The sequence below is a fragment of the Streptomyces sp. NPDC051907 genome (assembly GCF_040681075.1).
Taxonomy (GTDB): Bacteria; Actinomycetota; Actinomycetes; order Streptomycetales; family Streptomycetaceae; genus Streptomyces.
The window spans coordinates 1-14,847 of the sequence record NZ_JBFAYB010000071.1 but is presented as its reverse complement, the minus strand read 5'-3'; the positions used below and the strand labels follow the sequence as shown (position 1 = coordinate 14,847).

The following is a 14,847-nucleotide window of genomic DNA, read 5'->3' as shown; positions in this document are numbered from 1 at the left end:
AGGTGCGCGGCGCCGACTCACCGAGCGCCCTGCCGCAGTGCGTGGGCGACGGCGTGGGTGCGGTTGCGCAGGCGCAGTCGGGTCAGCATCTCGTGGATGACGTTCTTGACCGTGCGTTCGGGGAGTTCGAGCCGCCGCGCGGTCTGGGCGGTGCTCATACCGTCGGCGAGGAGCCTCACGACCTCGGTCTCTCTGCGGAGCAGGCCCGCGGCGGTCAGTTCGTGCGGTTCCAGCACATCGCGCTGTACGGCGCGTAGGTGGTCGGTCAGCCAGCCCACGGCGACCGGCGGCAGTTCGGGACGGCCGTCGCGGGCGCCGGCGACGGCCTTGACGACGCGCTCGCGTACGGCCTCCCGGCGCGGTGCCACACTGACCAGCCCGCAGTGCACGGCGTGCACGAAGTGGTGCTCGCTGATGGAGTCGGCGATGAGCACCGTCCGGCAGGCCCGGGTTCGCCGACTCCCGCGCCGCCTGCTCCATGCGGAGCAGCGTGGCGCGTGGGTGAACTCACCGTCGACGACGACGTGTACGTCCGCTGCGGAGCATCCCTCGACGGGCAGCAGCCGCAGCGCCGGGCTGTCCTGTAAGCAGGACGCCTGCCTGCGCCCGGCAGCGGGACGGTCCGCGGCGCATAGGGCGCGTGACTGAACGCCGTTGCCGGCGCCGGCGTTCCCCCGCGAAGCACAGGCGGCTCTGTGGCTGGAAAGTCTCTAGCCGCTCACGCCATGGAACTAGAAAATAGTTCCAGAAAGGGGCTACGGGGGGAGCCTCTGCACGACCGTTGGCTCAGGCATCGGTCGTGGCCACTCGTTCCCGCGGCGCGGCTTCGACGGCGCGCCGCGGGAACGTACGGCGGCACGACAGCAGAGTCCGCACCCGTTGCCGACGCGTGGTGGGACGGACTCCGGCGGCCACGCAGGGGAACCTGGGACATCCACGGGGGATGCCCGAGGTCGCAGCTGCGAGGCCGCACGACGAGGCGGCGCGGTCACCGACTTCAACGCGGTGCGCGGGCAGTTCGCGGCGCCCCGGCAGCCCTGGCCGAGCCCGGGGCCGCCGGCCCTGAGGTTGGACGGCGGCATCCACACCCGGAGCAGGACCCGGGTTCGAAGGCCGCCAGGAGCGGGAAGCGAGCAACCATGGTGAACGACAAAGCACAGCCTCCGGGCAGCGCGGAACGCCAGGGAGTCGTAGAGCTGCTCTTCGGGAGCATGAAAGCCCATACCCTGCGCGCGGCCATCCGGTTGAGGATCTTCGAGACGGTGGGCGAGGCGGAACGGTCGGCCGACGACATCGCCGCGGAGGCGGGAACACAGCCTCAGGCCACTCTCCGGCTCTTACGCGCGCTGGCGAGTCTGGGCCTCCTGACGGAGGGCGCCCCCGGTGCCTTCTCCGCCACCGCGCAGGGGACGCTGCTGCGCTCCGACGTCCCCGGCTCGCTCGCGTCCCTGATCGCCATGCTCGGCGAGCCGACGATGCAACGGGCGTGGGAGCATCTGGACGACAGCGTGCGCAGCGGCGACACCTCCTTCGGCGCCGTCTTCGGCAAGGACTTCTTCGCTCATCTGAGAGAACACCCCGAGCTGTCCGCGCTGTTCAACGCGGCGATGAGCCAGGCCACCAAGTCCACCGCGGCCGCGCTCCCGCACTCCTACGACTTCAGCAGGTTCACCACGGTCGCGGACGTCGGCGGCGGCGACGGGACTCTCCTCGCCGCCGTCCTGGGCGCGCACCCGGCGCTGAGCGGCATCGTCTACGACTCGCAGGAGGGGCTCGCGCAGGCGCCGGCGACGCTGGAGCGAGAAGGCCTCACGGACAGGTGCTCGCTCGTCGCCGGTGACTTCTTCCGCTCCGCGCCCGACGGCGCCGACCTCTACCTGCTCAAGAGCATCGTCCACGACTGGACCGACGAGCAGGCGGCGACGATCCTGAGCCACTGCCGCGACGTCCTGCCGCCCGAGGGGCGCGTCCTCATCGTCGAGCCCGTGCTGCCGCCCGTCGTCGGCCCGGAGGCGGACGCGGGCACGTATCTGAGCGACCTCAACATGCTCGTCAACGTCGGCGGGCGCGAACGCACCCGGGCCGACTTCGAGGCGGTGTGCCGCCGCGCAGGACTGGCCGTCACCTCGATCTCCTCGCTGCCCGCGCCGAACACGTTCTGCCTCATCGAGGCTCGGGCCGCCTGACGTCAGGCGTGTCCACAGGGGCAGGGATCCATGTCCGAACGGGCAGTCCTGCCCCCCATCGCCGATCCACGACGGCACGGTGACGACGTGCCGTCAGCTCCCCCAGCCGGGCGGCCGTACGCGGCCTCGGAGCCGGAGGGCGGAGGGAGGACGCCGACGGATCCGAGGCCGCCGCATGCCAGCGGCGGGCAGGCGTGGCCGTCACGCGCCGCGGTGACGCCCGGACCGCGGACGGAAGAGCGCGACGGCCTCAGCGGCGGCGCATCGTGATCATTTGGCCTCCGACACCGTCACGAGGTGTCGGCGAGCAGGAGCCTGACCTCCTTGCGGGCCTGGTTCAGCCGGGACTTGAGGGTTCCCAGCGGGATTCCCACGCGCTCGGCGACCTCCGCGTACTCCAGCTCGCAGATGTCCCGGTAGACCAGCGGCGCCACCAGATGGGGGCGCTCCCGCTCGAGCCGTTCGAGCGCCTCCAGCAGGTCCACCCGGGAGCCGGCGATGACGCTCGTCGTCCGGGGGTCCGCCTGCTGCAAGTCGTCGACGACGACCGGCTGCTCGGCCGCCCGCCGCTTGAGATCGCGGTACTTCTGGCGCGCGCAGTTGGCGACCACCGTGTACAGCCAGGTACTGAAGCGGCTGCGGCCCTCGAAGGTCCTGATGTGGCGGGCCACTTGCAGAAGGACGTCCTGCGCGGCCTCCTCGGCGTCCTCCCGGCACGGCAGGAACCGCCCACAGCGTCGTACGACGTCCGGCCGGATGGTCTGGAGCAGCATGTCGAGAGCCGCCTCGTCACCGGCGGCCGCACCCAGGGCGAGCTCCTCGGTCCCTGTCGGATCGTGCACAGGAAACTCCCCTCGTGTGGATCAGAGGCCAACTCGTGTGGACCAGAGGCCAAGCAGAGGCCAGGCATGATAATCGCATGTACTCCCCTGAGCGGATCGGCCGCTACCGTCTACAGCGCCGCCTGGGCGCCGGCGCCTTCGGCGTGGTGTGGCTCGCCCGCGACGACGTGCTCGAAGCACCCGTCGCGGTGAAGGTGCTGGCCGAGAACTGGGTGCACCGGATGGACATCCGGGAGCGGTTCCTCTCCGAGGCGCGGCTGCTGCGGCAGGCCGACTCGCGTCGGGTCGTCCAGGTCTTCGACATCGGCGAACTCGGCGACGACAGGCCCTACTTCGTCATGGAGTACGCCGACGGAGGCACTCTGGAGGAGAGGATCGCCGACGGGCCGCTCCCCGCGTCCGAGGCCCTGCGGCTGACGGCGGACGTGGCGCGCGGCGCGGCGGCACTGCACGAGGCCGGTGTCGTCCATCGGGACATCAAGCCGTCCAACGTGCTGATCAGGACGTCGGCGGGCGGCGCCGAGCGGCTGCTGCTCGCGGACCTGGGCCTGGCCAAGAGCCTGGCGCAGGCGTCCGGTCTCACCATGGCGGCGGGATCCGCCGGCTATATGCCGCCCGAGCAGGCGGAGCCCGGCACGGGCATCGATGTGCGGGCCGACGTGTACAGCCTGGGCGCTCTGGGCTACCACCTGGTCACCGGCTCGATCCCCGGTCCGCCCGGGAAGGTCGTCCGGCCCGACCGGCTCGCTCCGGGCCTCCGCCCAGAGGCGCAGCGGGCGCTGTTGCGCGCCATGGAGCCGGACCGCGAACGGCGCTGGCCCACGGCGCTCGGCTTCGCCGAGGAGCTGGAACGACTGGCGGCTCTGGCTTCGTCGGGCCGCGGCGCCGTCGATGCCGACGACGCCGGAGCCCGGCTCGCGCCGGACGCCGCCGACGAGCCCGGTGTGCGCTCGCGCCGCCGGCGGGCCGTGGTCGTGGGCCTGGTCTCCGCGACCGCCGTGGCCTGCGCGGCGGGAGTCACCGTCGCGCTGGTGAGCAGTCACCGCGAAGACTACGCGACCACGACGGTGAAGGACGCCACCGGCAGGATCGCCGCCGAGGTCCCCGCCGACTGGAGCCGCCAGTTGCAGGACTCCGGATGGAACCCGGGGGCTCTGGGGCTGCGCGACGGGCAGGAACCCGGCCTGGTCGTCGCGGATGCCGTGACGAAGTGGCAGGACCTCCGGTCGGAGGTCAACGGAGTCTTCGTCGGGCTGAGCGAGCAGGGCGACGTCGTGGCCAAGGTCCGCGCCCTCGGCCACGACGGCTGCCGGTACGAGGGCGGGCGCGGCTTCACGAGTCCGGCCTGGCAGGGTGACATCCGTACCTGGACGCACTGTCCCGGCAGCGGCGGCTCGGTCACGGAGGCCGGGCTCGTCCCGGCGGACGCGGAGGCCGGCGGCGGCGCGCAGCCGCAGCTGTATGTGCAGATCCGGCAGAGCGGCGACGCGGACGGCGAGGCGACCGATCGGATACTGGCGTCGGTGACGGTCGGGGACTGAGCCGCTGAATGGGCCGAGGAGCAGCCAGCGGAAGTCGCCGAAGACGGCTGGACGCGCTCGCAGCCGGCCGCCGTGCGGGGCGCCCGCAGGAGCGGGCCCTGCGGAAACCCACGCGAACTTTCTCGGCCGAGCGCGCATCGGATTGAGGTGGCGGCGCACCACGGCCCGCCGTTCGCCCGTGTCCCCCAGCGGGCAGCGACTCTCAAGGAGCATGAAGATGACGACGATTCGGCGCGGCTCGGCGGAGCGGAACACCTCCCGTGAAGCGGATTCCCCTCCCTTCAGGTCGGGGCCTGCCCGGCGAGGTGTCTGCCGAGCGGGCATGGCCGCGGGCGGCATCGTCCTGCTGAGCCTGCTCACCGCCTGCGGCGCCGACGGCAACGGGCCCGGCTCCCCCGAGAAGCTGCCCGGCGCCGCCCAGCCGGCCGCGGGAGACCCGACGAGCGCCGCCGCCGGCGCCGCAACCCCTGCCCCCGCCTCGTCGACGCCCGCCGCGCGCCCCTCGGCCTCCGACGGCGACGGCGACGGCGCCTCCTCCACCCGCTGCCACACCTCGGAGCTGCGCGCGTCGATCGGCGAGAACGACCCCGGCGCGGGGCGGCAGAACTTCCCCATCGTCCTCACCAACCGCTCGGGGCGCACCTGCACCCTCGTCGGCTACCCGGGCGCGGCCTTCGTGGACGCCTCCGGCAAGCAGTTGGGGGCGGATCCGCAGCGCGGCTCCGGTCAGGCGCTAAAGGTCTCGCTGGCGCCGGGGAAGAGCGCCAGGTCCGCTCTGTCCTTCTCCAACCCGCGGATCAGCGGGGCGCGTACGGCGACGCCCGCGTCGGTTCTCGTCACGCCGCCCGACGAGAGGGACCCGCTCACCGTGGAGTGGTCGGGCGGCGAGGTGCCGACGTCGGGCGACTCCTCGGAGGTCTCGGTGGCGGTCGTCAGCGCCGACGGCTGACCAAGGGGAGCTGTTCGGTTCGCTCCGCGGTCACCTCTGGATCCTCTCGGGGGGGGTCGGGGTGTCAGGGCTGGAGGCGGGTGGTCCGCCAGCCGTCGTCGCCGCGGTCGTAGCGCAGCCGCTCGTGGAGCCGTCCTTCGCCGTTCGCCCAGAACTCCAAGCAGTCCGGTACGAGTTCGAGCCCGATGTAGGACGCGGGGCGCGGCTGCGGTCCCGCGTCGGCGAGCCGCTGGGCGCGGGCCCGCAGCTCGGCCACGTCGTCGAGGGGGTCGCTCTGCCGGGAGGCCACCGTCATCGCGTGGGTGAAGACCGGACGGGCTGCCCACAGGGCGTCCGTCTCGGTGTCGGCGAGCCGTCGCACCGGGCCGCCGACGCTGATCTGCTGGCTGGTCTCGCGCCAGTAGAGCAGGCCCGACGCCCAGGGGTTGCGGCGCAGTTCGCGTCCTTTGCGGCTGCCGTCGTGGGTGGCGAAGACCAGGCCGGTGTCGGTGACCTGGTTCAGTACGACGATGCGGGTCGAGGCCCGCCCCTTGTCGTCCGCGGTGGCCAGCGCCATGGCCAGCGGCTCGCGGACGCCGAGTTCGGCGGCGCGGTGCAGCCAGTGGCGCAGCAGCCCGAGCGGGTCCGCGGGCGGAGAGGTGTACTCGGGGAAGTCGACGTCGACGGTCCCGGTGAGGCTCTCCGAGCGGCGGGCGCCCTGGGTGCGTTCAGACATGGATGGTCCCCTCTGTTCTGTCATTTCGGTCATATCTGTCACTGCGGTGGTCGTTGGGTCCGGCTCGGTGTGCGTCTGGGCCCAGCGCCTCCCGCACGGTCCGGGCGACGATGCCCGGGCCGTCCTGCGTGAGCAGGGACTCCGCGTGGAACTGCAGGGAGGCGAAGCGGGGGCCGCGCAGGGCGTGGATCTCGCCGGTCCGCGGATCGCGGCAGACCTCCACCACGCCCACGCCGTCGATCTCGGCCTTGTCGTCCGGGCTGCGCGCGGCGAAGGCGTTGTAGAAGCCGACTCGCTCGCGGCGGCCGAAGAGGTCGATCTCCTTCTGCACTCCTTGGTTGGGGACGTCCCTGCGCTCCAACGGGAAGCCGAGCTGAAGGCTGAGGATCTGGTGGCTGAGGCATACGGCGACGAACGGCAGCCGGCGGTCGAGGAGCGTGCGCACCGCGGAGCGCAGGCGGTCCATCCTGGGGTGCCCCCTCTCGCTCGGATCGCCGGGTCCCGGTCCCATCACCACCACGTCGTACCCGTCGAGGGTGTACTCCTGGTCGAACCGGCGCACCGTCACCGCCAGTCCGAGCGAGCGCAGCTGGCAGTCGATCATGGCGGTGAAGGCGTCCTCGGCGTCGACGACCAGGGCGGTGCGCCCGGCCAGTTCGGGCCGGGGCAGCTGCCGCTCCTCGCTTGTGCGCAGCCAGAAGCCCGAGACGGTGTCGTTGCGCCGCTCCAGGACGGCGCGGACGGCTGGGTGCGCGGCGAACGACCGACGGCGGCTCGGCGCGAGGGCGCCGGGGGCCTCGGGCGCGTCCGTGGCCTCCGGGTGCTCCGCGCGGCCTGGGCCCGGGTCGGTGAGCGCGGAGAGCAGCCCGGCCGCCTTCGCCCTGGTCTCGGCGGCCTCCGAGTCCGGGTCGGAGTGGCGTACAAGGGTGGCGCCCACGTCGATGCGCACCCGGCCGCCGCTGTCGACGTCGGCGGTGCGGATGAGGATGGCGGAGTCGAGTGTGCGCGCGCCCTTTTCGTCGCGGCCGATGAGGGCAGCGAATCCGGCGTAGTAGCCGCGGCCCTGCGGCTCGTAGGCGGCGATGACGCGGCAGGCGCTCTCCAGCGGACTGCCGGTGACGGTGGGGGCGAACATCGTCTCGCGCAGGATGTCGCGCACCTCGCGCGCGGTACGCCCCTCGATGAGGTACTCGGTGTGGGCGAGGCGGGCCATCTCCTTGAGGTAGGGGCCCCTGACCTGGGCGTCGCCGTCGCAGATCCGGGTCATCATCTTCAGTTCCTCGTCGACGACCATGGACAGCTCGTCGGCTTCCTTGCGGTCGGCGAGGAAGGCCAGCACGCCGGGCAGGGTCGGTCCGCCGGGCGGGTAGCGGTAGGTGCCGCTCACGGGGTTCATCGAGGCGACGCCGTCGCGGAGGCTGACGTGCCGCTCGGGGGACGCGCCCACGAGGGTGCGGGTGCCCGTGTGGATGAGGAAGGTCCAGTACGCGCCCGACTCCCGCTCCAGCAGGCGGCGGAAGAAGGCGAGGGCGCTGTGCGGGGTGTAGTGGCCGATGTCCGCGGTGAACGTGCGCTTGACGACGAAGTTCGCGCCCGCGCCCGCGCCGATCACCTCGTCGACGAGGCGGCGCACGGTCTGCGCGTACGCGTCGTCGTCGAGGTCGAAGCCGCCGTCCGTCAGCGTGGTCGACGTGTGCGGCAGCCGGTCCAGTGCGTCGCGGACCCGTACCGTCTGATGCCCGGTGACGGACATCGCGATCAGGGGCGATCCGTCGTCGGCGCAGCTGAATCCGCGCTCGCTGATCTGGCGGTACGGGACGACGACGAGCGTCTCGTGGCGGGCGGCGCGGCCGTCCGCCGACCCTGCGGGCGAGACAGGCGAGACAGCCGGGGCAGGCACGGGTATCTGGGCCAGCGTCAGGGGCAGCGACACCTCGCCCACCAGCACGTCGAGGCTGTCGGGGCCGGCCGACGCGGGGCGGTGCAGCAGCGCGTACGCGGCCGGCGGGGCGTTCAGCACCTGGTCCAGCAGGTCGTTCATGGCAGGACCTCCTCGGCGGCGACGACCATGGCGCAGCGCTCGGCCGCGTAGCGCAGGGCTTGCTCGTGGTACTCCCGGGAGAAGTCCGCGACGGCGTCGGCGACCAGGAACGTCTGGATGTCGTTGGCGAACGCGTCGACCGCGGTGGCCAGCACTCCGACGTGGGCGTACACGCCGCACAGGACCAGCTGGTCGCGGCCGCTGCGGCGCATCCGGCGCAGCAGGCCGGAGCGGAAGAATGCGCTGTAGCGCCGCTTGACGAGGAGCCAGTCGCCTGCGGCGGGCGCGAGTTCGGGGACCACCTGCCGGTCCTGTGGCGCGGCGCGCATGCCAGGGCCCCAGAAGTCTTTGAGCAGTCCGCGTTCCCGCTCGCTCATGCCGCCGCTCTGGGCGGTGTAGGCGACGGGGACGCCGCGGCCGGCGCAGCGCTCGCGCAGCACTGCCGTGGCGGCCACCAGCTCGTTGCGCACGGGGGCGGGGAAGGGGGCGAGGAAGTATCTCTGCATGTCGTGGACGAGGAGCACCGCGCGGTGCGGGTCCGCGGTCCAGCGGGCGGTGTTGGCGGGCAGGTCGCGGGGGGCGGGAAGGGCGTAGCGCTCGATGCGCGGCAGGCCGGTCATGGTGCAGTACTCCCGTTCGCGGTCGCTGGGACGCGGTTGTCGGTCTCCGGTGCGTCCGCCGTGCCGCGCCAGGCCGCGACCACGGCCAGCGCCTGCCACGGGTTGAGACGGGGATCGCACAGGCTGGTGTACCTGCCCCGCTCCTGTTCGAGCTCCGCCTGGTCCGCGGCGCACTCGGCGACGTCGTCCGGGGTGGTCTCCAGATGCAGTCCGCCGGCGACGCCTCCCGCGCTGTGGACGGCCTGCTGGAACAGGGCGACCTCGCGCCGGACCGTGTCCACCAGGCGGGTCTTGCCCCCGTCGCGCGCGGTGACGGTGTTGCCGTGCATCGGGTCGGTCAGCCAGGCCACCGGATGGCCGGCGGCGCGGACGGCCGCGACGAGCGGCGGCAGCAGTTCGGCGACCTTGTCGGCGCCCATGCGGGCGATGAGGGTGAGCCGGCCCGGCTGCCGGTGCGGGTCCAGCCGCTCGCACAGGGCCGCCAGTCCGGCGGCCGACATGTCCGGGTCGACCTTGCAGGCCACCGGGTTGGCGATCTGGGCGAGCAGGGCGACATGGGCGCCGTCGGCCTGGTTGGTCCGCTTGCCGATCCACGGCCAGTGCGTGGAGCCGAGGAACAGCCGCCCCTCCTCGTCGCGGCGGAGCATGGGCCCCTCGTAGTCGAGCAGCAGCGCCTCGTGGCTCGTCCAGACGGGCGTCGCCGTGCCCCGCCGGGGCGGGTCGTGTCCGCGCCAGCCCAGGTGCTCCATGATGTCGCCGGCCGCGAGGTAGCCGAGCAGCATCCGCAGCGGGTCGGGCAGGCGGCTCTGGAGGTCCGGCTCCGGCCCGTTGACCATGTGCCCGCGGTACGAGGGGAGTTCGAGGCCCCCGACCCGCTCGACGGCACTGGAGCGGGGCTTGGCGAACTGGCCGGCGATGCGGCCGACGCGCAGGACGGGCTTGTCCGTCGCCGCGCGGAGCGCTCCGGAGAGCAGCTCCAGTACGGCGATTCGGCGGCCGACGTGGACGGGCGCGCGCTCGGCCGGGTCCTCGGCGCAGTCGCCGCACTGGACGACCAGGGCCTGGCCGGCGGCGACCTGCGCCAGGCGGCCGCGGAGCGTGCGCAGGTCCGCGGGCCGCACGAGCGCGGGGCGGGAGGCGAGGGCTTCGGCGACCCGCCGGACCTGCGTGGGGTCGGGCCAGTCGGGCTGCTGCATGGCGTTGAGGGAACGGATGTCGTGCAGAACGTCTTCCATGGCTCTCTCCCTGTGCGGCTCGCTGCGGCTCTTGGCGTGTGCGGAGCGCGGTCAGGTGGGGATTCCTTCGCGATGGATCGTGGGCACCGGGATGCTCAGGGCGCGCAGCTGCTCGAAGGGGTTCATGAACTCGCGGTTCTGCTTGATCTTCCCGTTCTCCAGCTGGAAGGAGTGGAGGAAGTGGTTGGTGTAGTGCCCTTCGGGATAGCCGGGGAAGACGATCCTTCCGCTGCCGTCGCATTCGACCCAGAAGTGGTTCGGGTCCTGCGTCTCGAAGATCCGGATGTTGTACCACTGCCAGTCGGGGAAGCAGCGCAGCGACCAGACGGCGTGCTCGGCCAGTCTGTCCCTGCCCTTCACGACGATCGGGACCCCGGTGTCGGTGGTCCACAGGCCGCCGCTGCCGTTCTCGGCGAACAGCTCGTGGCGGCGCAGCCGGTCGGGCCCGCGGGTGTTCATATACGCCTCGACCGTCGCGCGGTTGAGGTCGCGCAGTTCGGCCGTCTCGTTGTGCCTGCGCTCGCCGAATCGCCGCCGGCGTTCGGAGCGCTGTCGTGCGGTACGGCGGTATGCGGTGCTGAACATGCCTGTCCTCCCGTGATTCCGGCGGAGCGTGTCTGCGGCGGCGCGTGTCGCGGCGTACCGGGATGCCGGCGTACCGGATGCGCCGAACCGGTGGTGCGGCGATATGCCCCTCACTGTGGGCGGCCCGCCGACCCGGGCGCCTGAGCAGGCCGCCCTCCTCTGCTCCCGCCCGGGGCCGGGGCGCCGCCTGGGTCGCGGCCCAGGGCCCGACCGGGACGGGGATGGGGCACAGGGGGGCCTGCTGCCTCATGCTTCTGGTGCACCGGGCCGGCGAGACTGGCTCTCTTCGGCGGGGGCGTGTGCGAGGAGGCAGCCTTGAGCGTGGACATCCACAGCACCGCCGGCACTGGCGAGCTCGGCGCCCGCCGCGGCCCGCCGCGCTCCGGCCGGGCAGCGGGCGGGGACCGTCTCGCACGGCCCGGCGGACCGGGGTCAGTCGTGGCCGGGCAGCGGCGCCTCTCCCGCGCCGAGGCCCGCGTTGCGGGCCCGGACGATCGCCTGGGCGCGGTCGTTCACCTGGAGCTTGGTGAAGATGTTGGTGACGTGGTTGCGGACGGTCTTGTCGGAGATGGTCAGCCGTCTGGCGATCTGCCGGTAGTCCAGTCCGCTGGCGACCAGGTCCAGGATCTCCAGCTCACGCGGAGTCAGATCCGGGAACACGCTCCGCCCCGGGGCGGCCGCGAGCGCCCCGAAGAACGACTGGAGACGCTCGGCGATCCGCGGTCCGAACACGGCGCCGCCGCCGGCCACGGTCCGGATCGCCGCGAGGATCTCCTCGCGGTCGGCCCCCTTGACGAGGTAGCCGCCGGCCCCGGCCCGCATCGCCGCCAGGACGTTGTCGTCGTCCTCGGACATGCTCAGGACCAGCACCCGGACCTCCTGGCGGTCGCTCAGCAGCCGCCGGGTGACCTCGATGCCGGAGGCGTCGGGCAGCCCGAGGTCGAGCACGACCACCTGCGGCGAGGTCTGCAGGCTGAGCGCGATGGCCTCCTCGGCCGAGGACGCCTCCCCCACCACACGGAACCCGTCCTGCGGGAGCAGGGCCCCGCGCAGCCCGTCCAGGAACATCGGATGGTCGTCGACCAGCAACACCGTCACGGGCGCCGCCTCGGGTCCCCCGGAGGTTTCTTCGATCATGTTGATTACTATAGGTAAGGAGATGACTTCACGGAGTGAGCACAGTGAGCGGACGCTGTTCGGGGCCCGCTATGCGGAAGGCGAGGGGCAGCTCGCCGCCGCCGCGCTGTGCGCCGCCGCCACGCTCACCCTGAGCGGTCTGTGGATCTGCTATCTGCTCGCCAACCTCGGATCGCCGGGCGTGGCCGAGAGCGCCCAGGGCCTGCGGGTCCTGCTGTACGGCCTGCCGACGGCCGCAGCGGCTGTGCTCATCCACGCCCACTGGCCCGGCGCAGCGCCCTTCGGATGGGCGCTGCTGGTCTACTCGATGGCCGTGATCCTGCCGTCCGTGGCCGCCGCCCCCATGTGGCTGGAGACGCCGGGTCCCGGGTGGCGGGGAGCGGTCATCGCCTTCGAGGCCGTGGCCAACCTGGTCAAGGCCACGCTCTGGTACTCGCTGCCGCTGTGGTTCCCCGAAGGACGGCTGTCCAGGGGCTGGTGGATCTATCTCGGCGCCGTAGCCGTCTGGCTGGTGCCGCAGGTGTTCTCCTACGCGGCCTTCGCCGAGGGCTTCGGCGCCGCGAACCCGCTGGCCGAGGGCTGGTGGGGCGAGCAGGCAGCCTGGCTCAGCAGCCTGTTGGCGCCCGCTCAGGAGGTGGGCCACTTCCTGCTCATCGGCGTGAGCACCGCCGTGCTGCTGACGCGGATCCGCCGCGGCGAGCCGCGCCACCGCCGCCATCTCATGCTGCTGCTGGGCACATATCTGCTGTGGGCGGGCGCGCAGCAGCTGTACTACCGCTTCGCGGACCGCTACTACTGGCCGACGTACACCGTGTTCACGGCCGCCTCGGCGCTGTGGGCGGCGACGGTGGTCTACGTGGTGATGCGCACCGGCTCCTGGCGCATCAGCCGGTCCGCGCGGCGGATCCTGGCCGGGCTGCTGGTGGCCACGGTGCTCACGGCCGTCTACGTCGCCGCCGCGGCGGTCCTGGCGGGCGGGCTGACGCCGAACCGGGCAGCCGACGCGGTGGTGCTGGTGGCGCTGGCGTTCCTGCTGGGCGCCGGGCTGCGCCGCACCAGGGGCTGGGCGATGGGGATGGTCGACCGGCTGTACTACGGAGACCGGACGCATCCCTATCAGGTGCTGCAGACCCTCGCCGAGCGCATCAGCCATGCGGGCAGTCCTCAGGACATCCCGGCCACACTGTGCACCACCGTCGTGGAGACGCTGCGGCTGCCGGGCGCCGCGCTGGCCGTGCACACCCGCGCCGGTCCCAAGACGCTCGCGCGGGCGGGACACGCGGGCGCGGACCGGCAGCACTTCGAACTGCTGCACCACGGCACGGTCATCGGCTATCTGTCGGTCAGCCCCCGGGAGGGCGAGGAGACGCTCGACGACCAGGACACCGGCATTCTGTCGTCGCTCGCCAACCAGGCGGCTCCGGCCCTCGCCTCGCTGCGTCTGCAGGAGGACCTGCAGACCAGCCGGGAGCAGATCGTCACCGCGCGCGAGGAGGAGCGGCGCAGCCTGCGCCGGGACATCCACGACGGGCTCGGCCCGGCCCTCGCCGGGCTCCGGCTCCGCGTCGACAACGCCGCGGCGCGGATGCCGTCCGAGGACCCCATGCACGAGGCCCTCAGGAAGGTCTCCGGCGACCTCGGCATGGCGATCAAGGAGGTACGGCGGATCACCGATCAGCTCGGTCCCGCCCCGCTGGCGGAGCTCGGCCTCAGCGCCGCGCTGCGCCAGCTGGCCGCCGCCTTCGACAGCCCGGGGCTCGCCGTCGGCTTCGAGCTCGTCCCCTCGCCGCTGCCGCCCCTTCCGGCGGCCGTGGAGGTGGCGGCCTACCGGATCGCCGCCGAGGCCCTGAACAACGTGCTGCGCCACGCCCGGGCCCGCCGCGCCGACGTCCAGGTGCACGTCGACAGCATGGCGCTCACGCTGACCGTCCTGGACGACGGGGTCGGCATCGAAGGGACCTGCGCCGACAGGGGCCCGGACGCCGGCGGGATGGGCCTGCGCTCCATGGCCGACCGGGCGTCGGAGATCGGCGGCTGGTGCACCGTCGGCCCGCTTCCGCACGGCACCAGCGTCCTCGCCGTACTGCCCCGGCACTCGGGGCCGGTGCTGGGCGACGTCGCCGGCTGACGGCCGACCTCGGCCCGTCCGGGGCGGCGCGGCCGTTCTTCGACCGCAGCTTGTTCAGCAGCAGCTGGTGCAGCCGATCCCAGACGCCGGCCTCGTTCCAGGCCACCAGACGCGGCGACCTGCCCGCCGCTGGTCCGGGGCCGGTTCGGATCCCTCCCCCGTCCATCGGCGTGGAGCCGCGGACGCATGCGGCGCCCGCTGCCGTAGTCGGCAGCGGGCGCCGGGAGCGATGCTCCGTCAGTTTCGGCGGAACGCCTTTGGGCATGGGGGGCAGTTGCGGACCCACACCCCCAGCCTGCTCAGAGGCGTGGACCCCGGTGTGGCTCCTCCCTTGTCCCGCGATCCGATGACCACGGCTGCGACGACTGCCGCGCAGGTGGCGAGTGATGCGATGACCTTGGACTTCATCCGTGTTTCTCTTCCTGCTCCGGGTCACTCCGCCCACCCCGACGGCCGTGCGACCATGCGAACGATTACGAGACGAATGTTCCATCTCGGGTGTCCCGCACGCATGAGTCCCCAAGCTCACCGGGACCCCGCGCACCCGCCTAGTACGCGACCAGCCTGCGGCTGAGCACCGGCAGGTCCGCGGGAGCCGCCGCCCGGCGGGGCAGACGGGAGGCCAGGCGCGCGACCCCGTACTCCTCGCGCCACAGCTCGAACATCAGCAGCGACCAGACGGCCGTCGCGAGCCGGTCGGCGGGCCGGGCGAGCTGGGCGGTCAGCAGGCGGTCCACGGCCGCCGGGTCGAACATCCCGAGGCCCTTGAGCCGGGCCGGGGACAGGATGTCGCGGGCGAGTCCGGTCAGCGCGGTTCCCCGGGCGAGCAGGGCGGTGACCGGCAGAGCGGCCTGGACCGGCTGGGCCG

Annotated in this window: 13 protein-coding genes; 4 read left to right on the top strand and 9 right to left on the bottom strand. The window is 72.9% G+C overall.

The features are described from left to right. Positions 1 to 17: 17 nt before the first annotated feature. On the bottom strand, positions 18 to 434 hold the full coding sequence (locus AB0M39_RS29430) for a LuxR C-terminal-related transcriptional regulator (RefSeq protein WP_365368988.1): 417 nt from the start codon (positions 432 to 434) through the stop codon (positions 18 to 20). A 705-nt stretch (positions 435 to 1,139) separates the two neighbouring features. Between AB0M39_RS29430 and AB0M39_RS29425 the strand changes: the two genes are divergently transcribed. Next, positions 1,140 to 2,186, top strand: coding sequence for a methyltransferase (locus tag AB0M39_RS29425; RefSeq protein ID WP_365368987.1), 1,047 nt, complete (start codon positions 1,140 to 1,142; stop codon positions 2,184 to 2,186). Between the two features lie 290 nt (positions 2,187 to 2,476). Here AB0M39_RS29425 and AB0M39_RS29420 read toward each other — a convergent pair whose 3' ends face one another. Further along, a complete protein-coding gene (locus AB0M39_RS29420; protein ID WP_365368986.1) occupies positions 2,477 to 3,028 on the bottom strand; it encodes an RNA polymerase sigma factor in 552 nt (183 codons plus the stop codon). 77 nt (positions 3,029 to 3,105) lie between these two features. Here AB0M39_RS29420 and AB0M39_RS29415 point away from each other — a divergent pair, with 77 nt between their 5' ends. After that, positions 3,106 to 4,569 (top strand): serine/threonine-protein kinase, encoded by a 1,464-nt coding sequence (locus AB0M39_RS29415; protein ID WP_365368985.1) that lies wholly within the window; start codon positions 3,106 to 3,108, stop codon positions 4,567 to 4,569. 322 nt (positions 4,570 to 4,891) lie between these two features. Beyond that, positions 4,892 to 5,518 (top strand): DUF4232 domain-containing protein, encoded by a 627-nt coding sequence (locus AB0M39_RS29410; RefSeq protein WP_365368984.1) that lies wholly within the window; start codon positions 4,892 to 4,894, stop codon positions 5,516 to 5,518. 64 nt (positions 5,519 to 5,582) lie between these two features. Here AB0M39_RS29410 and phzG read toward each other — a convergent pair whose 3' ends face one another. The 6 genes from phzG to AB0M39_RS29380 form a co-directional block, all read right to left on the bottom strand. After that, a complete protein-coding gene (gene phzG, locus AB0M39_RS29405; protein WP_365368983.1) occupies positions 5,583 to 6,233 on the bottom strand; it encodes a phenazine biosynthesis FMN-dependent oxidase PhzG in 651 nt (216 codons plus the stop codon). Then, complete coding sequence (locus AB0M39_RS29400; RefSeq protein WP_365368982.1) at positions 6,226 to 8,274, bottom strand: anthranilate synthase family protein; 2,049 nt, start codon at positions 8,272 to 8,274, stop codon at positions 6,226 to 6,228. The genes phzG and AB0M39_RS29400 overlap by 8 nt, the downstream gene beginning before the upstream one ends. Then, positions 8,271 to 8,894 (bottom strand): isochorismatase family protein, encoded by a 624-nt coding sequence (locus AB0M39_RS29395; RefSeq protein ID WP_365368981.1) that lies wholly within the window; start codon positions 8,892 to 8,894, stop codon positions 8,271 to 8,273. The genes AB0M39_RS29400 and AB0M39_RS29395 overlap by 4 nt, the downstream gene beginning before the upstream one ends. Beyond that, the gene (locus tag AB0M39_RS29390; protein ID WP_365368980.1) at positions 8,891 to 10,129 is read right to left on the bottom strand and encodes a 3-deoxy-7-phosphoheptulonate synthase; all 1,239 of its coding nucleotides are present in this window, start codon (positions 10,127 to 10,129) and stop codon (positions 8,891 to 8,893) included. The genes AB0M39_RS29395 and AB0M39_RS29390 overlap by 4 nt, the downstream gene beginning before the upstream one ends. A 51-nt stretch (positions 10,130 to 10,180) precedes the next feature. After that, complete coding sequence (locus AB0M39_RS29385) at positions 10,181 to 10,714, bottom strand: PhzA/PhzB family protein (protein ID WP_365368979.1); 534 nt, start codon at positions 10,712 to 10,714, stop codon at positions 10,181 to 10,183. A 432-nt stretch (positions 10,715 to 11,146) separates the two neighbouring features. Beyond that, the gene (locus tag AB0M39_RS29380; RefSeq protein ID WP_365368978.1) at positions 11,147 to 11,851 is read right to left on the bottom strand and encodes a response regulator transcription factor; all 705 of its coding nucleotides are present in this window, start codon (positions 11,849 to 11,851) and stop codon (positions 11,147 to 11,149) included. A 22-nt stretch (positions 11,852 to 11,873) separates the two neighbouring features. On the opposite strand from AB0M39_RS29380, the gene AB0M39_RS29375 reads away from it, so the two are divergent. Beyond that, entirely contained in the window at positions 11,874 to 13,979 is a 2,106-nt protein-coding gene (locus AB0M39_RS29375) for a histidine kinase (RefSeq protein ID WP_365368977.1), read from the top strand. A gap of 548 nt (positions 13,980 to 14,527) precedes the next feature. Here AB0M39_RS29375 and AB0M39_RS29370 read toward each other — a convergent pair. Continuing rightward, positions 14,528 to 14,847, bottom strand: a 320-nt coding sequence (locus AB0M39_RS29370) for an asparagine synthase-related protein (RefSeq protein ID WP_365368976.1), incomplete at its 5' end; no start/stop codon positions are given.